Source organism: Ottowia sp. oral taxon 894 (assembly GCF_001262075.1).
In the GTDB taxonomy this organism is placed as follows: domain Bacteria; phylum Pseudomonadota; class Gammaproteobacteria; order Burkholderiales; family Burkholderiaceae_C; genus Ottowia; species Ottowia massiliensis.
The window spans coordinates 1,149,577-1,175,000 of record NZ_CP012073.1 but is presented as its reverse complement, the minus strand read 5'-3'; the positions used below and the strand labels follow the sequence as shown (position 1 = coordinate 1,175,000).

At 62.0% G+C, this 25,424-nt stretch carries 17 protein-coding genes and 1 CRISPR repeat array; of the genes, 10 read left to right on the top strand and 7 right to left on the bottom strand.

All coding sequences use genetic code 11. From position 1 onward, the window contains the following. Positions 1-206: 206 nt before the first annotated feature. The gene (locus ADJ79_RS04960) at positions 207-1,085 is read right to left on the bottom strand and encodes an SPOR domain-containing protein (RefSeq protein WP_050715039.1); all 879 of its coding nucleotides are present in this window, start codon (positions 1,083-1,085) and stop codon (positions 207-209) included. 4 nt (positions 1,086-1,089) lie between these two features. Further along, positions 1,090-1,923 carry a biotin--[acetyl-CoA-carboxylase] ligase gene (locus tag ADJ79_RS04955; protein ID WP_050716421.1) on the bottom strand — a complete coding sequence of 278 codons (834 nt, stop codon included), beginning with the start codon at positions 1,921-1,923 and terminating at the stop codon, positions 1,090-1,092. Between the two features lie 149 nt (positions 1,924-2,072). Between ADJ79_RS04955 and ADJ79_RS04950 the strand changes: the two genes are divergently transcribed. Together ADJ79_RS04950 and ADJ79_RS04945 are read left to right on the top strand one after the other, a co-directional pair. Then, positions 2,073-5,024, top strand: coding sequence for a DNA topoisomerase III (locus tag ADJ79_RS04950; protein WP_050715038.1), 2,952 nt, complete (start codon positions 2,073-2,075; stop codon positions 5,022-5,024). A gap of 288 nt (positions 5,025-5,312) precedes the next feature. Next, the gene (locus tag ADJ79_RS04945) at positions 5,313-6,056 is read left to right on the top strand and encodes a uracil-DNA glycosylase (protein ID WP_050715037.1); all 744 of its coding nucleotides are present in this window, start codon (positions 5,313-5,315) and stop codon (positions 6,054-6,056) included. 247 nt (positions 6,057-6,303) lie between these two features. Here ADJ79_RS04945 and ADJ79_RS14035 read toward each other — a convergent pair whose 3' ends face one another. Then, entirely contained in the window at positions 6,304-6,453 is a 150-nt protein-coding gene (locus ADJ79_RS14035; RefSeq protein ID WP_156304033.1) for a hypothetical protein, read from the bottom strand. 115 nt (positions 6,454-6,568) lie between these two features. Then, the gene (folP, locus tag ADJ79_RS04940; protein ID WP_050715036.1) at positions 6,569-7,432 is read right to left on the bottom strand and encodes a dihydropteroate synthase; all 864 of its coding nucleotides are present in this window, start codon (positions 7,430-7,432) and stop codon (positions 6,569-6,571) included. Positions 7,433-7,990: 558 nt separating this feature from the next. Here folP and ADJ79_RS04930 point away from each other — a divergent pair. After that, positions 7,991-8,833 (top strand): ChaN family lipoprotein, encoded by an 843-nt coding sequence (locus tag ADJ79_RS04930; protein WP_050715034.1) that lies wholly within the window; start codon positions 7,991-7,993, stop codon positions 8,831-8,833. A 22-nt stretch (positions 8,834-8,855) separates the two neighbouring features. Continuing rightward, positions 8,856-12,719: direct repeats of the CRISPR family, unit length 36 nt; unit sequence GTTCCGGATAGAGCGCATTTCCCAGTGATCTAAAAT. 71 nt (positions 12,720-12,790) lie between these two features. Here ADJ79_RS04930 and cas2 read toward each other — a convergent pair. The 3 genes from cas2 to cas9 are packed head-to-tail and all read right to left on the bottom strand — an operon-like array spanning position 12,791 to position 17,277. Beyond that, entirely contained in the window at positions 12,791-13,117 is a 327-nt protein-coding gene (cas2, locus tag ADJ79_RS04925; RefSeq protein WP_172674028.1) for a CRISPR-associated endonuclease Cas2, read from the bottom strand. Between the two features lie 10 nt (positions 13,118-13,127). Further along, complete coding sequence (cas1, locus tag ADJ79_RS13060; RefSeq protein ID WP_082203005.1) at positions 13,128-14,057, bottom strand: type II CRISPR-associated endonuclease Cas1; 930 nt, start codon at positions 14,055-14,057, stop codon at positions 13,128-13,130. 19 nt (positions 14,058-14,076) lie between these two features. Continuing rightward, positions 14,077-17,277: a type II CRISPR RNA-guided endonuclease Cas9 gene (gene cas9, locus ADJ79_RS04915; protein ID WP_253273870.1), complete on the bottom strand. Its 3,201-nt coding sequence runs from the start codon at positions 17,275-17,277 to the stop codon at positions 14,077-14,079. 772 nt (positions 17,278-18,049) lie between these two features. Here cas9 and ADJ79_RS04910 point away from each other — a divergent pair. The 7 genes from ADJ79_RS04910 (at position 18,050) to ADJ79_RS04880 (ending at position 25,403) form a co-directional block, all read left to right on the top strand. Further along, a complete protein-coding gene (locus ADJ79_RS04910; protein ID WP_050715030.1) occupies positions 18,050-19,747 on the top strand; it encodes a long-chain-fatty-acid--CoA ligase in 1,698 nt (565 codons plus the stop codon). A 387-nt stretch (positions 19,748-20,134) separates the two neighbouring features. Further along, the gene (gspE, locus tag ADJ79_RS04905) at positions 20,135-21,880 is read left to right on the top strand and encodes a type II secretion system ATPase GspE (protein WP_050715029.1); all 1,746 of its coding nucleotides are present in this window, start codon (positions 20,135-20,137) and stop codon (positions 21,878-21,880) included. Beyond that, entirely contained in the window at positions 21,873-23,096 is a 1,224-nt protein-coding gene (locus tag ADJ79_RS04900; protein WP_050715028.1) for a type II secretion system F family protein, read from the top strand. Before gspE ends, ADJ79_RS04900 begins: the two co-directional genes overlap by 8 nt. A 24-nt stretch (positions 23,097-23,120) precedes the next feature. Further along, the gene (gene gspG / locus ADJ79_RS04895; RefSeq protein WP_050715027.1) at positions 23,121-23,573 is read left to right on the top strand and encodes a type II secretion system major pseudopilin GspG; all 453 of its coding nucleotides are present in this window, start codon (positions 23,121-23,123) and stop codon (positions 23,571-23,573) included. Positions 23,574-23,740: 167 nt separating this feature from the next. Further along, on the top strand, positions 23,741-24,244 hold the full coding sequence (locus ADJ79_RS04890) for a GspH/FimT family pseudopilin (protein WP_050715026.1): 504 nt from the start codon (positions 23,741-23,743) through the stop codon (positions 24,242-24,244). Further along, on the top strand, positions 24,241-24,759 hold the full coding sequence (locus ADJ79_RS04885) for a prepilin-type N-terminal cleavage/methylation domain-containing protein (RefSeq protein WP_082203003.1): 519 nt from the start codon (positions 24,241-24,243) through the stop codon (positions 24,757-24,759). Before ADJ79_RS04890 ends, ADJ79_RS04885 begins: the two co-directional genes overlap by 4 nt. Beyond that, on the top strand, positions 24,756-25,403 hold the full coding sequence (locus ADJ79_RS04880; RefSeq protein WP_050715025.1) for a prepilin-type N-terminal cleavage/methylation domain-containing protein: 648 nt from the start codon (positions 24,756-24,758) through the stop codon (positions 25,401-25,403). The genes ADJ79_RS04885 and ADJ79_RS04880 overlap by 4 nt, the downstream gene beginning before the upstream one ends. Positions 25,404-25,424 lie beyond the last annotated feature (21 nt).

Here is a 25,424-nt window from a genome sequence, read left to right as displayed (position 1 = left end):
AAAGGTCAAAAAAGCCGCCTTGCGCTGATTGCACTAGGACATAACGCTATTGATAAAGGAGCTAAATAACGCCCAGCAAGCGCCACGTGCTCCATGCTCAAACGGGTTCATGGGCGGCCTGCGCCTGGTTCATTGCGGCGCGCGGCCTCTGCCGGGCGGTTCTCGAGCGGGCGCCCAAGCCGTCTGGCCGCCGGAGCCTGGCAGGCTCAGTCGCAAGGACGCAGCGGCTTGCCTGCCAGGGCCTGGCGCAGCGATGGCCGGGCCAGTTTTTCGCGCAGGGCGGCATCGGCTGCCGGCAGGCGCAGCAGGTAGGCCGGGGTGTCGCGCCGCTCGCGCACCACGCGCAGGCCGCTGATGCCCCGGCGGGCGAAATCGGCAACGGCGCGGTTGGCGCTGTCTTCGCTGGAAAAGCGGCCCAGCGACAGGCCCGGCTCCAGCGCCGCGCCGGGGCGGTCGGTGTCGATGCCCCGGGCGTTCAGTTCGCGGCGGCGCGCGGCGGCGGCTTCGGCGCTGGCGAGCTTGCCGGTATAGACCATCCAGCGGCTGGGCAATTGCACGGCGTGCAGCTGCCATGAATCGGCGGGCAAGGCAGCGGCGGCGCGGCGCAAGGCGTCGGCCTGGGCTTCGGTGAAAGCGCCCGCTTGCAGGCAAACGGACGGCGGGGCCTTGGCGGCGGGAGCGGGCGGCGTTTCTGGCGCTGGCGCGCCGGGCGGCTCCGCAGCGGGCGCGGCATCAGCGGGGGCGGCATCAGCGGGCGCATGCCCGGGCTGCGCTTCATCCGCTTCATCCGGCGCGGCGGGCGCATGCGAGGCTTGCGCGTCAGGGCCGCTGCTGGTTTCGGGCGCGGGGGCCGTTTGGCTGCCGCCTTCTGGCGCGGCCGGGGCGGCAGGCGCAGCGGGCGCGGCGCTGGCATTCGTGGGGGAAGCGCCATCCACACGCAGGGCTTCCGGTTTCCATTGCCCGGCCACGCGCTCCGGCTCGCCCTGGCGCTGGGGGCCAAAGCCAATGGGGCGCAGCCAGCCTTGCGCCCAGGCCAGCCAGGCCAGGTTGGCAGCCAGCAGCAGGGCGACGATCCAGCGCAGCATGGCTTCAGGCCCCCGTGGCCAGCCGCACGCTGATTTCGCCGCTGGTGATGCGCTGCACGCCCGCTGCCGTGCGCACGCGCAGGGCGCCCGTGGCGTCCACGCCTTCGGCCTGGCCTTGCGTGCCGTCAGACAGGCGCACGGTCTGGCCTGCCAGCGCGTCGCGCGCCGCAAAGCGCGCCTCAAAGGGCGCAAAGCCCACGTGGGCGAAGGCTTGCACGGCGCGCACCAGCGGCAGCGCCACGCGCTCCAGCGCAGCCGGGGCGGTGATGCCGGGCAGAAGCGATTGCAGCCAGGCGGGCGGCACGCCGCTGACGGCGGGCGCGTCTGGCGCGCTTGTGTCTGGCGCGTGAAGCAGGACTTGCGCAGGCGCGATGTTCAGGCCGATGCCGATGACCACATAGCGCCCGGCCCCGCCCGCGTCGGCTCCGCCCGGCAGCGCGGTGGTTTCGATGAGGATGCCGCCCAGCTTGCGGCCTTGCTGCCACAAGTCATTGGGCCACTTCAGCGCAATGCCTTCGTGCAGGCTTTCGGCCACGGCCAGCCCGGCAGCCAGCGACAGGCCCTGCCAGTCGGCCGGATGGAGCGCCAGTCCCAGCGAGAAGGTGAGCGAGGCCTGGCCGCTGCTGCGCCAGCCGCGCCCCATGCGGCCGTGGCCCGCCGTTTGCTCTTCGGCCACCAGCAGCGTGGGCGCGGCCAGGCCGGCGCGCGCGCGGCGCATGAGTTCGCTGCTGGTGGAGTCGATTTGCGGCAGCACTTCAACCGTGAAGCCGGGCAGGATGGGGTCGATGGCCTGCCACAAGGCTTCGGCAGGCCAGCGCAAGGGGCTGATGGCAGTCATGCGCGCAGAGGAAAACGGGATGGAGAAAAAAGAGAGCGGGGCAGGAAGGGCGCCCGTCACAGCCCGCGCGGGCGGCGGGGCGTTTTTTGCTATCTTGAACTCATGTGCGCGCGAGGGCGTGCGCACGCGAAGCAACGGATTGTAAAAGCATGAAAACCCTGGTCATTGCCGAAAAGCCCTCTGTGGCGCAAGACATCGTGCGGGCGCTTGCGCCCGTGGCGGGCCGCTTCGACAAGCACGAAGACCATTTTGAAAACGAGCAGTACGTGGTCACGAGCGCCGTGGGCCACTTGCTGGAAATCCAGGCGCCGGAAGCATTTGATGTCAAGCGCGGCAAATGGAGCTTCGCGCACCTGCCGGTGATTCCGCCGCACTTTGACCTCAAGCCCGTGGAAAAAACCAAATCGCGCCTGGCCGCCGTGGTGAAACAGGCGCGCCGCAAGGACGTGGGCCGCCTGGTGAACGCCTGTGACGCGGGGCGCGAGGGCGAACTCATCTTCCGCCTGATTGCGCAATATGCGTTTGACGGCAAGCACGCGCCCAAGCCCGTGGAGCGGCTGTGGCTGCAAAGCATGACGCCGCAGGCCATACGCGAGGGCTTTGGCCGCCTGCGCAGCGACGCGCAGATGCAGGGCCTGGCCGATGCCGCCCGCAGCCGCAGCGAGGCCGACTGGCTGGTGGGCATCAACGGCACGCGCGCCATGACGGCCTTCAACTCGCAAGGCGGCGGCTTTTTCCTCACCACCGTGGGCCGCGTGCAAACGCCCACGCTGGCCATCGTGGTCGATCGCGAGGAGCAAATCCGCAAGCACGTGCCGCGCGACTACTGGGAAGTGCACGCCACTTTTCTGGCGCAGGCGGGCAGCTACCCGGGCCGCTGGTTTGACCCTGACTGGAAAAAAGACCCGCAAGACGCCGAAAAGCGCCCCGAGCGCCTCTGGAGCGCCGACGAAGCCGCCCGCATTGCCGCCGCCGTGCGCGGGCAGGCGTGCAGCGTGCGCGAAGAAAGCAAGCCCAGCACGCAAGCCAGCCCGCTGCTGTTTGACCTGACTTCGCTTCAGCGCGAGGCCAACGGGCGCTTCGGCTTTTCAGCCAAAACCACGCTGGCGCTGGCGCAGTCGCTTTATGAAAAGCACAAGGCGCTCACCTACCCCCGCACCGACTCGCGCTGGCTGCCCGAAGACTATCTGCCCGTGGCCCGCCAGACTTTCGAGATGCTCGCCGCCAGCGCCATGCCCCACCTGGCCGGGCACGCGCAAACGGCGCTGGCGCAAGGCTGGGTGCGCGCCAGCAAGCGCATTTTTGACAACGCGAAGGTGAGCGACCACTTCGCCATCATCCCCACGCTGCAAGCGCCCGGCGCGCTCTCGGAAGCGGAGCAAAAGCTCTACGACCTGGTGGCGCGCCGCTTCATGGCGGTGTTCTTCCCCAGCGCCGAATACCTCATCACCACGCGCATCACCACCGCCACGCACGCGGGCGCGCATCACCACTTCCGCAGCGACGGCAAAGTGCTCGTCAAGCCCGGCTGGCTGGCCATCTACGGCAAAGAGGCCGAAGCCGAAAGCCAGGCAGCGGGCCAGCCAGCGGGCCAAAAAGGCGAAGCCGCCGCCAAATCGCTCGTGCCCGTGGCCGCTGGCGAGATGGTGCGCAATGAAGCCGTGGACATCCGCGCGCTGCAAACCCGCCCGCCCGCGCGCTACAGCGAAGCCACGCTGCTGGGCGCCATGGAAGGCGCGGGCAAGCTCATCGACGACGAAGAGCTGCGCGCCGCCATGCAGGAAAAAGGCCTGGGCACGCCCGCCACGCGCGCGGCCATCATCGAGGGCCTGCTCACCGAAAAATACATGCTGCGCGAAGGCCGCGAACTCGTGCCCACCGCCAAGGCCACCCAGCTCATGACCCTGCTGCGCGGCCTGCAAGTGGAAGAACTCAGCCGCCCGCAGCTCACCGGCGAATGGGAAGCCAAGCTCGCCCGCATGGAGCGCGGCCAGCTCGCCCGCGCCGACTTCATGCGCGAAATCGCGGACATGACCGCCCGCATCGTCGCCAAAGCCAAGGAATTCAACCGCGACAGCGTGCCCGGCGACTACGCCACGCTCGCCGCCGCCTGCCCCAACTGCGGCGGCCAGATCAAGGAAAACTACCGCCGCTACGCCTGCACGGGCCAGGCCGCAGGCGGCCAAGCGGGCCAGGGCTGCGGCTTTTCCATCACCAAAACGCCCGCAGGCCGCACCCTGAGCGTGCCCGAAGCCGAGGCGCTGCTGGCCCAAAGGCGCATCGGCCCGCTCGAAGGCTTTCGCAGCAAGGCCGGCTGGCCCTTCACCGCCGAACTCACGCTGGCCGAAGACGCCGAAGCGCCCGGCCGCTACAAGCTGGAATTCGACTTTGGCGACAGCGCCCCTGCCGAAGAAACTCCCCAGGCCGCGCAAGAGCTGGCCGCCCAGCCCAGCCTGGGCCCCTGCCCGCGCTGCGGCAGTGCCGTCAAGCTGCTGGGCAAAAACTACGTGTGCGAAAAATCCGTGGCCACCAGCGCCGCCCCCGCCAGTTGCGACTTCAAAAGCGGCCAAACCATCCTTCAGCAGCCCATCAGCGCCGAGCAAATGGGCAAGCTGCTGCAAACGGGCAAAACCGACCTGCTCGACAAATTCATCAGCAACCGCACCCGCCGCCCCTTTGCCGCCCGCCTGGCCTGGAGCGCCGGCGATGGCAAGGTGATTTTTGAATTCGAGCCGCGCGAAGGCGCGCGCGCCCGCCCGGCCTACAGCCGCGCCGCGCCCGCCGCCAGCGCGGCAAAACCCGCTGCAAAAACAACCACGAAAGCCGCCGCCAAAACAGCGAAAGCCGCCGCCGAAAAGAAGAAAACCCCGCGCGCCGGCAGCCTCAAGCCCAGCGCGGCGCTGGCCGCCGTCATCGGCCCCGGCCCCTTCGGGCGCGGCGAAGTCATGCAAAAACTCTGGGACTACATCAAGGCCCACAACCTGCAAGACCCCCAAGACAAGCGCACCCTCATCGCCGACGAAAAGCTGCGCCCCCTGTTTGAAGCCGACCGCATCGGCATGTTCAAGCTCGCGGGCATCGCGGGCAAGCACTTGTCCTGAGCGCCTGCCCGCAATCTGGCCGTGGGCAGGCCCCCAGCCGCTGCACTGCTCCGAAAGCCCTTGGTTTTTTTGCTATTTATCTAATAGCGTCAGGTCTTACTGGAATGTGCGATAGCGGCGGTTTTTGAGGGCTTTAATCCGCTCTCAAAAATAAAGCGGTCAGCGTGCCGCCCCGGACTGGCGCGCCTCTGTGGCATGGCTTGGGCCTGGCCTGCGCGCGCAGGCGCAGTCTGAAGGGGGCTGAAGCCTAGACTCGCTGCCTTCTTCGCCACTTCAAGGAGTTTTGCCATGCAGCCTGACCAGCTTTGCAGCGCAGACCCCGCCTGCTGGCCCGTGGCCGAGGGCTGGCGGGCCGCGACACAGGCGTTTTTCGCCAGTGCCGCCGGGCACAAGCTCTTGCGCTTTTTGCAGGCGCGCCTGGACGCGGGCGCAAGCATCTTTCCGCCCCAGCCGCTGCGCGCGCTGGAACTCACGCCGCCCGAGCGCGTGCGCGTCGTCATCCTCGGGCAAGACCCCTACCACGGGCGCGGGCAGGCCGAAGGGCTGGCCTTTTCGGTGCCCCCGGGTGTGCCCCTGCCGCCTTCGCTGCGCAACATCTTCAAAGAACTGGAGCGCGACCTGGGCGTGCCCGCGCCCGCCTTTCCGCGCCCCGGCGGCAGCCTGGCCGGCTGGGCGCGGCAAGGCGTGCTGCTGCTCAACACCTGCCTGACGGTGGAAGAAGGCCGCGCGGGCAGCCACGCCGGGCAAGGCTGGGAGCCGCTGACCGACGCGCTGATCGCCCAAGTGGCCCGGGGCAGCCGCCCCATCGTGTTCATGCTCTGGGGCGCGCACGCGCAGTCCAAGCAGGCGCTGATTGCAGCCAACAGCGGCCCGAATCGCGGCCCCGATCACGGCCATCTGGTGTTGCTGGCCAATCACCCCTCGCCCCTGTCGGCCACGCGCGGGCCGCGCCCTTTCATCGGCTGCGGGCACTTTGGCGCGGCCCGCGCGTTCCGCGACCGGCAGGGCCTGGCGCTGCCGCCAGATTCATGACGCAGTCATGACGCAGGCCCATCCAGGCGGGCATTGGAGCCCGTTCAGAGCGCGCGGCTTGCCCCTCTTTCAAGCGCCAGGCATTGCGCTCCAGCGCTTCGAGAACCTGCCCGGCGCGCGCCTGCGCGGAAGCAGAAAAGCCGCGCGAAACAGGCAGGCTCCCAGATGAATACACGGAAAGAAACGGTGTTTCTTGCTCCTGCAAGCATAGCAATGGGTCCTAGCGAAACCTGCGCGGAAGGCTGTTTTATGCCTGCTGAATTTGCTCCTGTTTTTGGTTCGGCTTGATGGGTGCTGCGCCGATCTGGCCGGGATCGGTGCGCTTTGGATTTCCGCTCTCTGAAAAAGGCCAAAGCGCCATCACCGCCAACGGGCGGGCTTGGCGCGCCCATCGCATGTGCGGTGAGGTTTGGCTCCGCAGTCTGGGCAAAGCCGCTTTGGCCCCCCGTTTTGGCGCTCGCGCTCCAAGCCCAAGAGCGGAGCCGCTGATGACGGCGCAAGCGCGCGCGGCTTTATCGGGCTAGCTGCAAGGCCGCCCAGACTTTGAGCGCCTGGGCGGTTTCGGCCACGTCATGCACGCGCACGATGGCGGCGCCGCGCTCAACCGCCAGCAAAGCTGCGGCTACGCTGGCGCTGATGCGCTCTTGGGGCGGGGGCGGCTGCTGCCCCGGCGCGGCCAGCGCCGCCCCCAGAGAAGATTTGCGCGACCAGCCGATCAGCAGCGGCAGCCGCGCGCTCAACAGCTCGCCTTGCCGGGCCAGCAAGGCGAAGTTTTGCGCCACCGTCTTGCCAAAGCCAATGCCAGGATCCAGCGTGATGCGCTCGGCCTGCACGCCATGCGCCTGAAGCGCCTGCGCCCGCTGCTGCAAAAAGGCCAGCACCTGCGGCACAGGATCGCCCGGCATGGGAGCCAGCTGCATGGTCTGCGGGTTGCCGTGCATGTGCATCAGGCAAACGCCGCAGGCCGGATGGCGCGCCACGGCTTCCAGCGCGCCGGGCTGGCGCAGCGCCCAAATGTCGTTGATGATGTCCGCCCCCGCATCCAGCGCGGCGGCCATGACTTCGGGCTTGTAGGTATCGACCGAGACGGGCGCGCCCATCCGGACGGCCTCGCGCAGCACAGGCAGCACGCGCGCCAGCTCTTGCGGCAGAGAAACGGCGGGGCTGCCGGGGCGAGTGGATTCGCCGCCAATGTCCAGAATGTCCGCCCCCTCGCGCAGCAGCCGCTCGCAGTGGCGCAGCGCCGCAGCCGCGCTGGCATGCTGGCCGCCGTCTGAAAACGAATCGGGCGTGACATTGACGATACCCATGATGCGCGGGCGCGCCAGATCAATGCGAAAGCGGGCGGTTTGCCAATGAAGGGGGCGGTGTGTCATACAAATGGTGAGCAGGCGGCTCTAATAATGAAAGGCATGCTGCATTTGGCCATTTTCAGCATGGCCTGATAATCTGGCGAAGCAGAAAGCGCATTTACGCCATGAACCGGATGCATTATATATGAGGCGCTGGAGCGGCGCAGTTTATATCTTTCAGCAAGAAACCAATAAACAGGCCGACCCTATGCGCAGGATTTGCAATGACAAATTCTGTTTTCTTGAGAAAATCTGCTTCAGGCCGCCGCTCATGCAATTTCAATTGATGCATGGCCTTGCGAAAAGCCGAATAATCTGTAAAAGGAATGATTATTAGGCGGGCGGTTTTGTGCTATTCAGAGCAAAGCAGAGGCGGTTTCAGAGCCTGATTTTTTCTTGCCGAAAAAAGCGTGCGACAACGGCTTGCCGTGAATGCAATAGCGCCCGTTTCAGCGCGCGCCAGCGCTTGCGGTTGATTCAGACGTGAGAGCGGGCATGAGAGCCATTGCACCATCTGTCGTAGCATGACGGCGGCTCACAAGCCTGCTTTGGCCCTTTGGCCCATTCCGCCGGGAACATGACATGCGCACACTTCTTCTGCTCGCTCCATTGGCATTGAGCGCCTGCATTGCTGCAACGCCCACTGAAATTGACGCCCAGCAACTGGAACGCCTGCTGCCCGCCCAGGCGCTGCTGATTGGCGAGCAGCACGACGCTCCTGATCACCAGCGGCTCCAACGCCAAGTCATTGACTGGCTGGCGGCGCGCGGGCAACTGGCTGCCGTTGCCCTTGAAATGGCTGAACAGGGCCACAACACCCGCCGCCTGCCCCGCTCTGCCAGCGAAGCCGCCGTGCAACAAGCGCTGTCCTGGAACGACCGCGCCTGGCCTTGGGCCAATTACGGCCCCGCCATCATGGCAGCCGTGCGCGCGGGCGTGCCCGTGGAAGGCGCAAACCTCCCCCGCGCCCGCATGAAAGAAGCCATGGGAAACCTTGAGCTGGATACCCAGCTGCCCGCCTCCTTGCTGGCTTTGCAGCAAGACCGTTTGCGCCAAAGCCATTGCGATTTGCTGCCCGCAGAGCAGACGGCGCCCATGACACGCATCCAAATCGCCCGCGACATGACCATGGCCGCCACACTGGCCCGCCTGGCTGAACAAGCGCCCTCCAGCCAAACAGTCATCCTCATCACAGGCAACGGGCACACCCACCGCGCCCTGGGCGTCCCACGCTTCTTGCCCCAACACCTTCTCACACGGGTTCTTTCCGCACGCGCCCGTTCGGCTGCGGGCAAGCCGCACTCGCAAGAAGACCCCGCCGCAACATCCGCCCTGGCTCCCTCGGACATGATCTGGCTCACTTCGCCCATTCCGCCGCTTGATTACTGCGGGAAACTGCAAAAACAGATTGCCGGAAGCAAATAAATCTTGGTATATATTTGCTGCTGCTTTTGCTGGAGTGCATTTCCCAGTGATCTAAAATGGCATTCAACAGCGGCCGGTGCAAGGACGTGTTCCGGATAGAGCGCATTTCCCAGTGATCTAAAATTCATCGCTGCGGCGTGCCTTGGCCTTTACAGTTCCGGATAGAGCGCATTTCCCAGTGATCTAAAATTCATCGCTGCGGCGTGCCTTGGCCTTTACAGTTCCGGATAGAGCGCATTTCCCAGTGATCTAAAATGCGCCCGGCAATACCTGTCCCACGCGACACGTTCCGGATAGAGCGCATTTCCCAGTGATCTAAAATCCACGAATCGTTTTGGCGCTGCATTCGGCCGTTCCGGATAGAGCGCATTTCCCAGTGATCTAAAATCGTGCGCGATCTGCGCCGGGGCGGCCATCTGTTCCGGATAGAGCGCATTTCCCAGTGATCTAAAATAATATTCGCCCGGCCTTGAATAATCCATAGGTTCCGGATAGAGCGCATTTCCCAGTGATCTAAAATCGCGGCTTCACGCTTGTAATACCACGTGATGTTCCGGATAGAGCGCATTTCCCAGTGATCTAAAATATCATAGACCTATACCCGTTAGCCCTAGAGGTTCCGGATAGAGCGCATTTCCCAGTGATCTAAAATGGAGCCGCATCATGATCATCGGCGATCTGCGGTTCCGGATAGAGCGCATTTCCCAGTGATCTAAAATTTCGCCTTGCCGTAGACCTGCGCGTCGTGGTTCCGGATAGAGCGCATTTCCCAGTGATCTAAAATTGGAGTAGGATTCCTTGTGCTCGATCTTCGGTTCCGGATAGAGCGCATTTCCCAGTGATCTAAAATTCAGCACGACATCGACACCATCGTGCCTATGTTCCGGATAGAGCGCATTTCCCAGTGATCTAAAATTTTGACTATTTCTTGCGCATGGACCTCGAGTTCCGGATAGAGCGCATTTCCCAGTGATCTAAAATGTAAACTTTAGAGCATGCATCTTTACTCTGGTTCCGGATAGAGCGCATTTCCCAGTGATCTAAAATAAGCATGGGCTAGAGGACCTGGTAGAGGTAGTTCCGGATAGAGCGCATTTCCCAGTGATCTAAAATTACGCGCCCACGCCGTGCAACCGCAGCACGGTTCCGGATAGAGCGCATTTCCCAGTGATCTAAAATTTCTTTCTGCGCCGAAAGGAAATGCAAATGGTTCCGGATAGAGCGCATTTCCCAGTGATCTAAAATCAGCTTCACCCACATAGGACTGTTTCGGCAGTTCCGGATAGAGCGCATTTCCCAGTGATCTAAAATCTACGCCGAAGCGCTGAACATCCCCGCGGAGTTCCGGATAGAGCGCATTTCCCAGTGATCTAAAATCAATCGTACCTTTGAATGCCTTCATTCCAAGTTCCGGATAGAGCGCATTTCCCAGTGATCTAAAATTCCGGTTCCATTCGCCCCAGTGACCAGATAGTTCCGGATAGAGCGCATTTCCCAGTGATCTAAAATCGCACCGGACACATCCACAAGCAGCCAGCAGTTCCGGATAGAGCGCATTTCCCAGTGATCTAAAATACAAGAAACCTGCTTCTTTGGTGACGGTGCAGTTCCGGATAGAGCGCATTTCCCAGTGATCTAAAATAGCTTGAAAACTGTTTTGTTATACCGATAGGTTCCGGATAGAGCGCATTTCCCAGTGATCTAAAATGCCTTTGCCAAACTTCACTCCCCGCTTGAGTTCCGGATAGAGCGCATTTCCCAGTGATCTAAAATGCATCAGCTCCGCGCCCGGCTGGCGGCTAAGTTCCGGATAGAGCGCATTTCCCAGTGATCTAAAATACCGAAAATTTCGCCCATTCAGCAACTCTGGTTCCGGATAGAGCGCATTTCCCAGTGATCTAAAATTTGTTCCGTGGTTGATACGCGTGCATACCCGTTCCGGATAGAGCGCATTTCCCAGTGATCTAAAATTGCATAAGCAAGTGCGCGTATCCGGGCACCGTTCCGGATAGAGCGCATTTCCCAGTGATCTAAAATAGGAATCAAAAATGACACCTGAAGCCAGCGGTTCCGGATAGAGCGCATTTCCCAGTGATCTAAAATCCCTTGCGCTGCCGCAGTGTGCATCGCAACGTTCCGGATAGAGCGCATTTCCCAGTGATCTAAAATCGTACCGTGGCGACACCACGCGCTGCGTGCGTTCCGGATAGAGCGCATTTCCCAGTGATCTAAAATTGTCATGAGCCACCTGTCCAACGCCACCGCGTTCCGGATAGAGCGCATTTCCCAGTGATCTAAAATTCAACATGAGATGTATTGTGCCTTAATAACGTTCCGGATAGAGCGCATTTCCCAGTGATCTAAAATGGAGCCGTTCCCACACCCCCAGAAACTCCAGTTCCGGATAGAGCGCATTTCCCAGTGATCTAAAATCTGTTGCGTGTAGCAACGGCAACCGATCGAGTTCCGGATAGAGCGCATTTCCCAGTGATCTAAAATGGTGCGCCTGACGGTTTGCTGATGACGGGCGTTCCGGATAGAGCGCATTTCCCAGTGATCTAAAATGCGGTCGTCTCTCATGCCCCGGCTCCTTTAGTTCCGGATAGAGCGCATTTCCCAGTGATCTAAAATACAGCTTCACCCACATAGGACTGTTTCGGCGTTCCGGATAGAGCGCATTTCCCAGTGATCTAAAATTCATGCAGTTGGTGACTACACCTTCTGCTAGTTCCGGATAGAGCGCATTTCCCAGTGATCTAAAATTGACAACACCGTCGATTTCCCCGTCACGCTGTTCCGGATAGAGCGCATTTCCCAGTGATCTAAAATTCATCGCACATCTATCTGGATGCGCAGCATGTTCCGGATAGAGCGCATTTCCCAGTGATCTAAAATGAATCTGCCGTTATAGAAAACAGGCCGTTCGTTCCGGATAGAGCGCATTTCCCAGTGATCTAAAATGAATATCAAAATAGTCTCCAGTCCATGTGAGTTCCGGATAGAGCGCATTTCCCAGTGATCTAAAATAGGCAGGCGGGCATGACTGCTCTGTATAGAGTTCCGGATAGAGCGCATTTCCCAGTGATCTAAAATCAGTAGCGGCATTTAAGAGTTCAGCCATGGGTTCCGGATAGAGCGCATTTCCCAGTGATCTAAAATCGCCGCCGTTGCCGCCGCTGGCGCGATGCTGTTCCGGATAGAGCGCATTTCCCAGTGATCTAAAATGGCCTCGTCGTGCAAGAGTTGTCCGCGCCCGTTCCGGATAGAGCGCATTTCCCAGTGATCTAAAATTTCACGGCACATCCCCCCGTATTCGATTCGGTTCCGGATAGAGCGCATTTCCCAGTGATCTAAAATGCGGCATTGAGCGGGTGTGTAGGTCTGGCCGTTCCGGATAGAGCGCATTTCCCAGTGATCTAAAATGGGGCCGGGTGTCGCAGCCCGCAAGCATGGGTTCCGGATAGAGCGCATTTCCCAGTGATCTAAAATTCGCCCGCCAGCTGGCAGGCATGGGGGGCAAGTTCCGGATAGAGCGCATTTCCCAGTGATCTAAAATCGCACAGGGCGGCTCCGTAAAAGTGGGAATGTTCCGGATAGAGCGCATTTCCCAGTGATCTAAAATCGAAAGGGCATCTAGGCGATAGGTCATTATGTTCCGGATAGAGCGCATTTCCCAGTGATCTAAAATGGCCCGCTCGCGCGACCTCTCGCGCAACAAGTTCCGGATAGAGCGCATTTCCCAGTGATCTAAAATCTCGACTTTGGCGAGGATGGCCGCGCCGACGTTCCGGATAGAGCGCATTTCCCAGTGATCTAAAATCGGAAAATGTCCGTATCCCTCAAGGCCGAGGTTCCGGATAGAGCGCATTTCCCAGTGATCTAAAATCCAGAACACCTAACTCCTTGTCGCCAAACACCTTTTAGGTGCTGCGAGGTATAAAAAAGCGTTGTTCAACATCAGAAGAGATCGAACTGATCTGGTGTTTTCGGTGGGGCTTGTCGCATCTTGCCGTGGAAGGTGATGATGCGCTCATACTGTTTGTCCGTGAATTGAAGTAGGTTGACCTTGCCGCCGGCGGGAAGGATGGACTCAACGCGTTTTGCGTAGGTGTCAATTTGAGTCTGGCTTGTGCAAAAGCGCATGTAAACGCTGAGCTGGCTCATTTCAAAACCCATGTCCAACAAGGCCTTGCGAAAGTCTGTGGCGGCCTTCCGCTCGACTTTTTCCAGCACGGGTAGATCGAACATCACCAGTATCCACATCAGCCTGTACCCGGAAAGCATGGTGAATCCATCATGAAGGGCGCAGGTTGCCTGTCAGGGATAGCGGCAGACTGGGCAAGGGCAAGTCCAACTTTTCTCTTTGACCAACGTAAACCTGTGCTAACGAGGTGGCCAACTTTTGCATGCACGCCATCATGGGAGTGGTCCCTGCGCTGGTCTGCATGTCGTCATAAAGAATATGCGCCAGCATTCGCTTGGTTTCAGGCGTGACTTGATGATGACCTGAACATTGCAATCGCCAGACTTTCAAGTCAATCATGGGGCGAAAGGGTTCCATCAAATCATCGACCAAGCGCATGGGGTTGCCATCGTTACTGTGGTGCAGTCCCACGCTGGGATGAAGCCCTGCTGCGACAACAGCTCTTGCAGTGGCGGAACGAACAATGGCGTAGCCATAGTTGAGCAGAGCATTAACGCCATCGCCCTGCTGATCACGCCGAAAATCTTTTCCGAAAAGAAGTGTCCAGTAACGGCGCGCGCCTTGAGCTTCCATATTTTCAGGGTCACCGCTGCGAACTTTTTTCGCCAATGCTGCAAGTGGCATATGAGGAACGCCTGTGGCTTCCAGGGCGGCAGCTTGTTGTTCCAGCTTGCATTTAACGATGGCTGCCCAGAGGCGTTTGCGCGTCGGCTGGCTGGCAGCAATTTGCGCCTCCATGCGGTGGGCTTGTACATGATGTCCATTCAGCGTCAGCAGCATCCCTACGGCATTGTGATTGGCGGCACAAAGTACAAATGGAACGCCACGCTCGGCCAAGGCCACTAGTAAATTCCCGGTATAGGTGATGCCGTATGCATTGGCGATGACGGCTGCGATGTCATCTAGGGGTACCTGACCCAAAAGCCGGCGTTCGCCTTCCGTATCGTGCACGACCATGAAACCCCGGCGTACGGATAGATGCCGTCTGTCGTCTGCGATTTCGACAATGTGTCCAATCATGGCGCTCTCTTTTTTACTTTTAAAAGCCGGGATCGTGCAATTCGCCTATTGGAGAGATGGTGATACGCCTAGCCTTAGCCTTCTGAAAAGAGCCCGCATATTTAGACACGTAAGCGAATGGGTCTGTTTTGTCGCTATTTCGTTTATCCACATTGGCTTCATGCACAGGAGCCATGAATACTTGACCATTTCCGGTTATTTTGACAACCCGCAGCGTTTTTTTGTTGCCGTCCAGCTCCAGCCGAACACAATCATCAATCATTAGCCGCATGACCAGTTTTTTGGGTTTCCCATATACATCCAGCGTCTGTGCCAGTGTTGGATGCCGTAAGCGGCGAGGCCCCTGTTTGCTGCCCAGTCGTCTGACAATGTCATAAGCTTGGAAAGTGGTAATCACATTTCCTTCCCATTTTCCCTGTTCATTCTGTGTGATTTCAATGCAGTCATTGCTGCCGCCCACATAGCCTTTATAAGCCAGCGGCTGCCCTTGCGCGTCTACGCCATGCCGCAGATTTTGGGTAGGCTCAGTGATTCGAATCAGATGAGTGATTTCCCGCCCCGTACTGCCATCGGCTTTTGTTTTTTGCCTGATGGAGCCGTCTTTCCGGATGCCGTAAGCCGTTTCTTCCATCATGGGGCCTTCATAACCATGATCCGGCTTGTGACTGACCCATATGCATTGAATGGCGCGCTTCACATGGTCTCTGTAGGTTGCCCAGGGAACAGGCATGTTTTCCACCAGTTTTTCTAGTCCATTCCCGCGCGCATCCGCGCTGGCTTGCGCAAATCGTTGCAACAGTCCTTGATCCGTCACGCCAATTACACAAGCATCCACGGCATGGTGGCGGTGGTCATCGCGATTTTTCTCGCCATTGAGGCCCAGTACGTCATTCAGACCAAATTTGGCGCGCAGCAGCGCTGTCATCTGTCCAGGAATCACTCTCGTGCCGAGTGGGCACACCAGCTCCATATATGTTTTGGCGACTCGTGAGAGATAGCGAGTGTCGTTCAGTGCTCGCGCCAGAAAATCCTTGTCTTCTTTCAACCAGCGTTCATAACCATCGCGTGAGAAACGGTAGCGTTTAGCCTTGGGCATTCGCTCGGCGCGTTGCAGAATGCTGTCATATGACCAGCCTTGGCGCTCAAAGTCCTCCCGCGCCTGCCACGGCGTACGGTTGCCCTTGATGCGGTTGGCCTGTCGCATGGCAACTGTGCGGTTATTCAAGGAGTTGTCCAGCGTTTGCGAAAACGGCAGGATGTGCTCGATTTCCACTTGGTTGGACAGCAGCATCTGCGCACTGATCTGCACGCCACTGTAGGGGCAGCGCCGATCGGCCACGTCAAAGCTCAATTCTTCCCAGAGAATCCATTTCTGCACGTCGGCATGGCTCACTCGTTCTTCGGCGCAGCCGTGCATGCTGGCAATTTCGCGGCGAATATGCTCATTGCGCTTCTGGTAATCGGCCTGCCGCTTTTGCTCCTCCTGTCTTTGTTCGCGGCTTTGTTTCAAATCGCGAGCCAGCTCCACCACCACTTCTGTTGGTCTTCCGTAGCGGCGAATCAGCGCATTGACCACCACCCGTAGCTGGTTCAGCCCGATATGCACCGTGGGATTGGCAATCTTTCCATAGCGTTCCTCCTCATTGCGTGGATGCTCCTTGGCAAACGCCACATGGCGTCGCAAGGCTTTGCCGTAATACGGCAGCTGTTTGAAGGCAAAGACAGGTTTGACTTCACCCGTTGAGGCAATCACACGTTCGCCAATCCGCTCCACTTCATCGTGGCTGTGTTCAAAATCAAATCCGGAATCCAGATCGCTGTGGTGCGCAAAGCCTGCCGCCTGTACGGCTTGGTCATATGTGCGTGGCACATCTATTCCATTTGCCACCTCCGTACCACGCAAGGCAGGAATGATGCGCGCCAGCGCCTTGTAGCTCAGCGAACCGTAGCCTTCAGGCAATCCGGCATTGGCAATGGTCTCGGCTTGCGTGGCATTCACGCCCGTGTTGGCCTGCAGCCAGTTCTGCAGCTTTTCCTCGCTTTGTTCCGAAACCAGTTGCCAGACGATTGCATCTTGCAAAGCTTCGTCAAGATTCCACCAGTTCTCACCAAACAGGCCGTCTTTGGACAGAGTTGCGCTCGTTGCATTGCCCTTGAGTTCCTTGCGTTTCTCATCTTCCAGATTGAACTTCACTGTGCCGTTGAGCTTGAGCAGCTTGCGCAGCTGCTCAAACGTGCGTTTGCTGTTGTGTTCCAGCGCATCCACCACGGCATCGCGCTGGGCCAATGACAGTGGTTCCTCACGCAAGTCCGGATGCAGCAGCCGCAAGTGATTGGCTTCTTGCAGAATGCGAAAACGCTGCACGCTGGGCAGTGCCAATGGGGCACGCTCCTCATCGGGCAGCAAAGTGCAGCGCCCTGGCCTGACAGGTCGCAAATCGCGCTGAAACAGCAAAACATCACGTAATTCGCCACGCGCCTGTTCACTAAACTGCTGCGGATTGAAGGCTGCCTGTGCCGCCCATAGCGCGTCAAATTCCTCTGCAATCATCTGCCGGTCAACGTAGAGGTCGTAGCTCTTTTCAATGCGCGTCTTGCCATTGGCCTGCGCCACTCGGCTTTCGCGGTAGCGGGCGCGCGTGCCCAGGCCTGCTTGCAGGCGCTGCCACAGCCATTCGCCCACCGTGCGCGCCTTTCTTTCATGCAACTGCTGGCGCAGGTGGCTAATGGCAGCCTTCAGCGCCCCGCTGTCGTTTTCCTTCTTGTCCGTCTTGCGGTTGCTCTTGAAACCGCGCCGCTGATTGATGTGAAAGAGTGCCCGAGCAAATTCACCCGGCGTTAGCGGCGCATCCAGTCCTTTGGCGCGAAGCTCGTAGGGATTTATGCGTTCCAGCTTTTTGCGTTCAGCCACATCGGCCGGAAAAAAACCATACTCCACCAGCTTGTTCATCATGCGCGCTTTGCGCTTGAGCAGTCGGTCACGGCGGCGGCGCATGGCGCGAGCAGCGCGGCGCGTCACGGCCAGAGAGGAGCCGTCTTTCGGATTGCGCCCGTTGCTGAAGATGCGCACCCCCGCGCGGATGATGGCGTTGGGCTCATGCTGCTCATTGAGCCGCAACACGGCCCAGCCCAGCGAAGTGGATCCCAAATCCAGCGCCAAGCGGTAACGAGTAGACTTTTGTTTCGGCATTCGTTTTCCTTTTAGTGCAATTTGTTTCAAGTAAATCAATTAGTACACGCTAACGAACGCGTGTGCATCGGTGAAAACCCTGTGCTTTTATTTGCAACAAGTTGCTATACTCTTCGAAGCCCTGATCACTGGGAAATGCGCTCTACCGCTAACAAGCTTTAGATGCACCAAATGGAAAGCCCCGTATACGGGGCTTTCGCTTTTCCAGAAAGCCATTCACCACCTGTTCAAGGTGGACTGCACACCATCTGAAGTTGTCTTCATACGCTCGTGCAGTCGCAGTGGATTCCAAACAAGCACCGTCGGCTTGATGGAGCAAATGCCCAGAGGCAAACGCGTCCAGCCTTGCGGTGGGCTGTTGCCATGGTCAGCAGGCGGTCTGGACAAGTGGAGCCGGCGCTCAATATCCGTTTGAATAAATCCCTGTTTCTTGTCGCAGAGGGATCGCATTTTTCCTAGGGATTCGAGGCGCGGAGCAATTCGGAGCGGCTTCGCCTGCTTTCTCTCTCCTGTGCTTTGTCCAAGAGCTGCGCCGTTCGCTCTTCGCCGCCAGGCCGCGAGCGGGTTCTGCCAGCTTGCAAGCCCGCGTGGCTTTTACCCTCGTGAAAAGAGCGTTCAAGCCTGCCGTGTGTGCCTATCGTCTGGCCGCTTGTCCGGCGCATAGGGGGCTGCCAGCGCCAGCAGAGAATCATTTAACGATACTTTTGGTTCAAATATGGGTTCACTCGCAGGAAAAAGAATACTTTTTCTTGTAGCCTGTCCACAATCCGCCGCGTTTTGACAGACAAAGAGGAACCCTGATATGAACCCCGCTTCGCAATGCCCTTGGCTTGGTCAATACCCTGAAGGCGTGCCCGCCAGCATTGACGTGGCCGCCTTTCCTACGCTGGCCGCGCTGCTTGAGGCCAGTTTCAGCCAGTTCGCCAGCCGGGCGGCCTTGAGCTACATGGGCCGCGAATACAGCTACGCCGAGCTGGAGCGCCAAAGCCGCGCGCTGGCGGCCTTTTTGCAATCGCGCGGGCTGAAAAAGGGCGACCGCGTGGCGGTGATGATGCCCAACGTGCCCCAGTACGCCGAAACGGTGGCCGCCGTGCTGCGCGCGGGCATGGTGGTGGTGAATGTCAATCCGCTCTACACCCCGCGCGAGCTGGAGCACCAGCTCAATGACTCGGGCGCCCGGGCGCTGGTGGTGATGGAAAACTTTGCCGACACGGTGCAAGCCTGCCTGCCGCAGACCCAGGTGCAAAACGTCATCCTCGCCAGTGTGGGCGAGCGCCTGGGCTGGGTGCGCGGCGCGGTGGTGGACTTTGTGCTGCGCCACGTGCGCAAGGCCGTTCCGGCTTTTCGCCTGCCGGGCGCGGTGCGCTACGCCAAGGCCATCGCCAAGGGGCGCAGGCTGCCTTTTCAGGCCCCGCCCGTGCAGCCCGATGACATTGCCGTTTTGCAATACACCGGCGGCACCACGGGCGTGCCCAAGGGCGCGATGCTGCTGCACCGCAACCTGGTGGCCAATGCCCTGCAAGCGCAGGCGTGGTACCAGCCCGTGCTCAAAAACGTGCCTGAAGGCCAGCAAATCATCGGCATCTGCGCCCTGCCGCTTTATCACATCTTCGCCTTCACGGCCAGCCTGATCCTGACGCTGCGCATTGGCGGCAAGACGGTGCTCATTCCCAACCCGCGCGACATGAAGGCCACGCTGCGCGAGCTGGCTCGCCACAAGTTTCACCAGCTCCCGGCGGTCAATACGCTGTTCAACGGCATGCTGCATCACCCGGACTTCGACAAGGTGGACTGGAGCCATTTGAAAGTGGCCGTGGGCGGCGGCTCATCGGTGCAAAGCGCCGTGGCCCAGCAGTGGCTTCAGCGCACGGGCACGCCCGTTTGCGAGGGCTACGGCTTGTCTGAAACCGCGCCCATTGCCTGCTGCAACCCCGTCACCTTGCACGAATACAGCGGCGCCATCGGCCTGCCCCTGCCCAATACCGACGTGCGCCTGCTCGATGACGAGGGCCGCGAAGTGCCCCAGGGACAAAGCGGCGAAATCGCCATCAAAGGCCCGCAAGTCATGGCCGGCTACTGGCAGCGCCCCGATGAAACCGCGCTGGCCATGACCGCCGACGGCTATTTCAAAACGGGCGACATCGGCGTGATGGACGAAAAAGGCTACATCCGCATCGTGGACCGCAAGAAAGACATGATTTTGGTCAGCGGCTTCAACGTCTATCCCAATGAAGTGGAAGACGTGATGGCCGCCGTGCCCGGCGTGCTGGAAGCGGCCGTGGTGGGCGTGCCCGACGACAAAACGGGCGAAGCCGTCAAACTCGTTGTCGTGCGCAAGGACGAGAGCCTCACCGAAGAAGCGCTGCGCCAGCACGCCCGCCGCTGCCTGACGGGCTACAAGCGCCCCTCGCGCATCGAATTTCGCGCCAGCCTGCCCAAATCGCCCGTCGGCAAAGTGCTGCGCCGCGAGCTGCGAGAGCCTGCGAAAGCGGGTGAATGACTCTGCCGGCGCAGGCATCTTCTGCCGCGCTGGCAGCGGCAGCCCGGGCCGCCTCGAAGCTGGCGCCGCGTGGCGGGATGGGCGGAACACGCCCATTTGCCCGCCCTTTAATTCGCTCTTTTATTCATAGCATGAGGTCCTAGTGCAATTTGCGCAAATTGGCATTTTTGGCCCCTTAATTTGCTCTTGTTTTGATATTCCCTGGCAGACGAAGCCCGTGCGCCTTGGCGCTGCAACGCGAGCGGCGAGGGGCAGGCATACCGTTCGGCAATGCCGTCAGGGGGAAAGCGGCGGGCAAGCGGTTTCCTGGCGGGCCGCGCCCATTCCGTGTGCGCTGGGCGTGCGCTAGCATTGCGCCCCGTTTTTGCCCATCCAGCCTGCCCGTTCATGTCTTCACGCCCTGTTGCCGACCCTCTTTTTGCCGCTGATGACTGGCCGCGCTACGGCGAGCGGCTGGTGCGCGAGGGCAAGCTGGGCGCGCGCGATCTGGAGCGGGCGCTGGCAGCGCAGCGGGAGATGGGCGGCTCGCTCGACCGCGTGCTGGTGAGCCTGGGGCTGGTGTCTGATGTGGATGCCGCGCGCGCGCTGGCTGATCATCTGGGCGTGCCTTTCGTGACGGGCGAAGCCTTTCCGGCCGTGCCGCCGGAGCCGCAAGGGCTGCTGCCGGGTTTTTTGCGCGCGCATCACGTGCTGCCGCTCGCGCAGGACGACGCGGGGCGGCTGCACGTGGCGATGGCCGCGCCGCAAGACGCCTTTGTGTGCAAGGCGCTGCGCCTGAGCACGGGGCTGGAGGTGCTGCCCGCCGTGGGGCTGGCCGCCGAGATCGACAAGGCGCTGGAGCGCCTGTTCGAGGAGCCTTCCGCCGAGGCCGAGGGGCCGGAATCGGGCTTTGGCCCGCTGGGCGAGGGCGAGGCGGGCGATTTCGTGGAGCACCTGCGCGATCTGGCCAGTGAAGCGCCCGTCATCCGCCTGGTGAACAACATCATTGGCCGCGTGATCGAGCTGCGCGCCTCTGACATTCACCTGGAGCCGTTTGACGACGGCCTGCACGTGCGCTACCGCGTGGACGGCGTGCTGCTGCCCGGCGAAATCGTGCCGCCGCAGCAGGGCGCGGCGGTGAGTTCGCGCGTGAAGCTGCTGGCGCATCTGGACATTGCCGAGCGCCGCCTGCCGCAAGACGGGCGCATCAAAACGCGCGTGAAGGGCCGCGAGCTGGACTTGCGCGTGTCCACCGTGCCCACGGTGTATGGCGAAAGCGTGGTGATGCGCGTGCTCGACCGCGCCAGCGTGCGCTTCAGCCTGGAAGACATGGGCTTTGAAAAAGACACGCTGGAGCGCTTCAACCAGCTCATCGCCCGCCCGCACGGCATTTTGCTGGTGACCGGCCCCACGGGTTCGGGCAAGACGACCACGCTCTACGCGGCGCTGGCCAAGCTGGACGCGGCCACGCAAAAAATCATCACCGTGGAAGACCCCGTGGAGTACCAGCTGGAGGGCATCAACCAGATTCAGGTGCACGCGCAAATCAACCTCACCTTCGCCAGCGCGCTGCGCTCCATCCTGCGGCAAGACCCCGACATCATCATGATTGGCGAAATGCGCGACGGCGAGACGGCGCAGATTGCCGTGCAGTCCTCGCTCACCGGCCACCTGGTGCTTTCCACCCTGCACACCAACACCGCCGCCAGCGCCGTGGTGCGCATGCAGGACATGGGCGTGGAGCGCTACCTGATCACTTCCACCGTCAATGGCGTGCTGGCCCAGCGCCTGGTGCGGCGCCTGTGCGGGCACTGCAAGGCGGCCTTGCAGCCCGCGCCCGCGCTGCTGCAAAGCTCCGGGCTGGGGCGCTTTCTGCCCGAGGGCGCGCCCATTTACAAGGCCGTGGGCTGCGAGCGCTGCCGGGGCACGGGTTACAAGGGCCGCACGGGCATACACGAGCTGATGGTGGTGGATGACGCGCTGCGCGCCGCCATCTTGCAAGGCCAGGACGCCGCCAGCCTTCAGCATCTGGCCGTGCAGCGCGGCATGCACACGCTCTATGACGACGGCCTGCGCAAAGTGGCCGCCGGCCTGACCAGCCTGGATGAAGTGCTGCGCGTCACGCAAGACAGCCAGGAAGGCGCAGATGCCTGAATTTCTCTGGCGCGCCGCCCATGCCGACGGCCAGGCCGCCGAAGGCCGCACCGAAGCCGCCGCCGAAGCCGATGTGCTGCGCCAGCTGCGCGAGCGGGGGCTGACGCCCATACGCGTGCAGCCGGCCGGCCAGGCCGAAGGCGCGGCGCTGGCCGGCCCGCGCCCGCGCGCCGCGCGCGGCCCCGTCAAGCCCGCCGACGTGCTCTCGCTCACCAGCGAGCTGGCCATCATGCTGCGCGCCGGGCTGGCGCTCGATGCCGCGCTGCGCGTGCTCATCGACATGAGCCACAAGCCCAGCGTGCGCGCCATGCTGGAAAAAGTGCTGGAAGACGTGAAAGGCGGCGCGCCCTTCAGCCGCGCGCTGGCCGCGCACCAGGCGCACTTTGGCGACTTCTACATCAACATGATCCGCTCGGGCGAAGTCAGCGGCCAGATGCCGCAGGTGCTTGACCGCCTGGCCGGCCACATGCAGCGCCTGCGCGCGCTGCGCGAGAGCGTGGTGTCGGCCACGCTCTATCCGGCCATCTTGCTGGGCGTGGCCGTGCTGTCGCTGGTGGGCATGCTGGGTTTTGTGGTGCCGCAGTTTGAAAAGCTGTTCAAAGGCATGGGCGACGCGCTGCCCATGCCCACGCGCGTGGTCATGCTGCTGGGGCAGGGCTTTCGCCACTACGGGCTGGCGCTGGGGCTGGGCGCGGCGGCGCTGGGCTGGCTGGCCTGGCGCTGGCTGCGCACGCCGGCGGGGCGGCAGTGGTGGCAGGCGCGCCTGATTGCGCTGCCGGTGCTGGGCCCCATCGTGCGCAAATACCAGCTCACGCTCTTTGCCCGCTCGCTGGGCACGCTGCTGGACAACGGCGTGCCGCTGCTGGCGGCGCTGCACATCTCGGTAGAAACCGTCACCCATCAGGCCCTTCGGCAGGCGCTGGCCAAAATGGCCCCGCTCGTCAAGGAAGGCTCGCGCATCGTGCCCGCCATGCGCGCCACCGGCGTTTTCGAGCCGCTGGCCATCAACCTGGTGCGCGTGGGCGAAGAAACAGGCCGCGTCGGCGCCATGATGAACGAGCTGGCGGCCATTCTTGACCGCGACGTGGAAACCGGCATCAAACGCGGGCTGACGCTGCTCGAACCCGCCCTCATCCTCGTGCTGGGTCTCTTGATTGCGGCCATCATCGTCTCCATCCTGCTGGGCATCATCTCCGTCAATGACCTGGTGAAGTAAACCCCTCTACAGAAAGGAAAACCCATGCGTTTCATGCGCCTGCAACCCACGCCCGCCCGCGCCCGCGCGCATGCCCAGGCGGGCTTCACGCTCATTGAGCTGCTGGTGGTCATCGCCATCCTGGCCCTGCTGGCCGGGCTGGTCGGCCCGGCAGTCATGGAGCGCTTTGGCGGCGCCAAAACCAAAACCGCCAAGCTTCAAATCGAGGAAATCGCCAAGTCGCTGGACATCTACAAGCTCGACACGGGCCGCTACCCCACCACGGCAGAGGGTCTGGCCGCGCTGGACAAGAAACCCGGCTCCGTCAGCGGCTGGAACGGCCCCTACATGAAAGGCGGCGTGCCCACCGACCCCTGGGGCAACCCCTACCGCTACGCCAACCCCGGCCCCAGCGGTGGCCTTGAAATCGCCTCCTACGGCGCAGACAACGCGCCCGGCGGCGAAGGCGAAAACGCCGACGTGAGCAATGGCCGCTGAACGGGCGGGCCGCAGTCCGGCCCGCCGCGCGCCAGCTCTCTTTCCTTCCTTATTTGCTTCTTTTCCAATAGCAAGAAGTCCCCGTCCTGATTGCGCCAAACGCTTTTTGCGGGGTCTGGATTCGCTCCTTGTCCAGGAGTAAATGGCTTCAGTCCGCCGCTTTCCGCATGCCCTCGCTTCGCTTCGCCCCGCGCGCGCCACACCGCTTCAGCGGCTTCACCCTGGTGGAGCTGATGGTGGTGTTTGCCATTTTGGCGCTGGTGATGGCGCTGGCGCCCGCTTCGCTGGGGCGCATGTACGAGACGGCGCAATACCGCAGCGCGGTGCGCGGCATCGTCACTGAAATGCGCGCGGCGCGCCAGCGGGCGCAAAGCGAAGGCGTGGAGGCGCGCTTTACGGTGAACCTGCGCGAGCGCACTTACGGCATGGAAGGCGGCGAGCGCCACGCCGTGCCCGATTCGCTGCAACTGCGCGCCGTGGCGGCGCGGCAGGAAACGAGCGCTGACGGGCAGGAAATGGGCATCCGCTTTCTGCCGCGCGGCGGCGCCACGGGCGGCAGCGTGGATCTCATCCGCCCCTCCGGCAGCGGCGTGCGCCTGCGGGTGGACTGGTTTTCTGGCCGCGTGGAGCAGGAGCCAGCCAGCGGCGAGGCAGCGGGAGCGACGCCATGAACGCCGCCGCCGCGCCTCAAAAGAAGGAGCAAATCAAACGCCCCGAAAAAGGCGTTTGCCACAATGAATGCGGGGACTTCCTGCTATTGAACAAGGAGCGGAATATCGCCCTGAATGCCGCCCTGCAAGGCGGCTTTTCGCTGCTGGAAGTGCTGGTGGCCTTTGCCATCATGTCGCTGTCCATCGGGCTGCTTTATCAGGCGATGGGCAGCAGCGCGCGGCAAACGGCGGATGTGACGGCGCGCGAGCGGGCGGCGCTGCTGGCCGAGTCGCTGCTGGCGCTGCACGAGACGGTGCCCGCGCAAGGGCTGGCCGAAGGGGGCGAATCGGCGGGCATGGCCTGGCAATTGCGCAGCGCGCCCTTTGCCACGCCCGTCTCGTCGGCCAACCCTGCCGCGCCGCTGCTGCACGAGCTGCGCATTACCGTGCGCTGGGGCGACGACCCGCCGCGCGAGATGACGCTGCAAACCCTGCGCCCCGAGCAGCGCCCGCAACCCGGAGGGCTGATGCGATGACGCGCCAGCGCGGCTTTACCCTGATGGAAGTGCTCATCGCCATGGCGCTGCTTTCGCTGCTGATGCTGGCGCTGGGTTCGACCCTGTACTCCGCCGCGCAAACCGAAGAGCGGGTGGACGCGCGCGTGCAGTCCGCCGAAGACTTGCGCCTGGCCGCGCGCTTTTTGCAGGAGGCGCTCTCGCAAGCCTCGCTGCGCCCCGTGCGGCAGGGCAACGAGCGGTTGCGGCCCTTTTTCAGCGGACAGGCGCAAGCCGTGGAATGGGTGGGCGTGATGCCCGCGCGCTACGGCCTGGGCGGGCGGCACTTCATGCGCCTGGCGCTGGAGCGCGATGTGAACGGGCAAGGCCGCCTGGTGCTGCGCTACGCCCCGTGGAGCGATGAGCCGGGCGGCATTGACTGGGCGCGCGCGCCGTGGCAGGCGCTGGCGCAGCCGGTCACGGGCCTGTCCATCCGCTACCGGCACCCCTTGAGCGGCGAATGGGTGGGCGACTGGGCCGCAGCCGCCGGACGGCGCGCGCGCATTCCGTCCGCCGTGGCGCTTGACATTCGCGGGCCGCAGCCGCCCTGGCCGCTGCTCATCGTGCCCATGCGCGCGCCGCTGGCCTCGGATACCGACGCGCGCAGCGAGGGGTTCGGGCCATGAAGATCCAGACAGGCGCAGGCC

Excerpts from the sequence above, each read along its gene's own strand:
- ADJ79_RS04960 (WP_050715039.1), bottom strand. The coding sequence starts at position 1,085 with ATGCTGCGCTGGATCGTCGCCCTGCTGCTGGCTGCCAACCTGGCCTGG.
- ADJ79_RS04955 (WP_050716421.1), bottom strand. The coding sequence starts at position 1,923 with ATGACTGCCATCAGCCCCTTGCGCTGGCCTGCCGAAGCCTTGTGGCAG.
- ADJ79_RS04950 (WP_050715038.1), top strand. The coding sequence starts at position 2,073 with ATGAAAACCCTGGTCATTGCCGAAAAGCCCTCTGTGGCGCAAGACATC.
- ADJ79_RS04945 (WP_050715037.1), top strand. The coding sequence starts at position 5,313 with ATGCAGCCTGACCAGCTTTGCAGCGCAGACCCCGCCTGCTGGCCCGTG.
- ADJ79_RS14035 (WP_156304033.1), bottom strand. The coding sequence starts at position 6,453 with ATGCGATGGGCGCGCCAAGCCCGCCCGTTGGCGGTGATGGCGCTTTGG.
- folP (WP_050715036.1), bottom strand. The coding sequence starts at position 7,432 with ATGACACACCGCCCCCTTCATTGGCAAACCGCCCGCTTTCGCATTGAT.
- ADJ79_RS04930 (WP_050715034.1), top strand. The coding sequence starts at position 7,991 with ATGCGCACACTTCTTCTGCTCGCTCCATTGGCATTGAGCGCCTGCATT.
- cas2 (WP_172674028.1), bottom strand. The coding sequence starts at position 13,117 with ATGCTTTCCGGGTACAGGCTGATGTGGATACTGGTGATGTTCGATCTA.
- cas1 (WP_082203005.1), bottom strand. The coding sequence starts at position 14,057 with ATGATTGGACACATTGTCGAAATCGCAGACGACAGACGGCATCTATCC.
- ADJ79_RS04910 (WP_050715030.1), top strand. The coding sequence starts at position 18,050 with ATGAACCCCGCTTCGCAATGCCCTTGGCTTGGTCAATACCCTGAAGGC.
- gspE (WP_050715029.1), top strand. The coding sequence starts at position 20,135 with ATGTCTTCACGCCCTGTTGCCGACCCTCTTTTTGCCGCTGATGACTGG.
- ADJ79_RS04900 (WP_050715028.1), top strand. The coding sequence starts at position 21,873 with ATGCCTGAATTTCTCTGGCGCGCCGCCCATGCCGACGGCCAGGCCGCC.
- gspG (WP_050715027.1), top strand. The coding sequence starts at position 23,121 with ATGCGTTTCATGCGCCTGCAACCCACGCCCGCCCGCGCCCGCGCGCAT.
- ADJ79_RS04890 (WP_050715026.1), top strand. The coding sequence starts at position 23,741 with ATGCCCTCGCTTCGCTTCGCCCCGCGCGCGCCACACCGCTTCAGCGGC.
- ADJ79_RS04885 (WP_082203003.1), top strand. The coding sequence starts at position 24,241 with ATGAACGCCGCCGCCGCGCCTCAAAAGAAGGAGCAAATCAAACGCCCC.
- ADJ79_RS04880 (WP_050715025.1), top strand. The coding sequence starts at position 24,756 with ATGACGCGCCAGCGCGGCTTTACCCTGATGGAAGTGCTCATCGCCATG.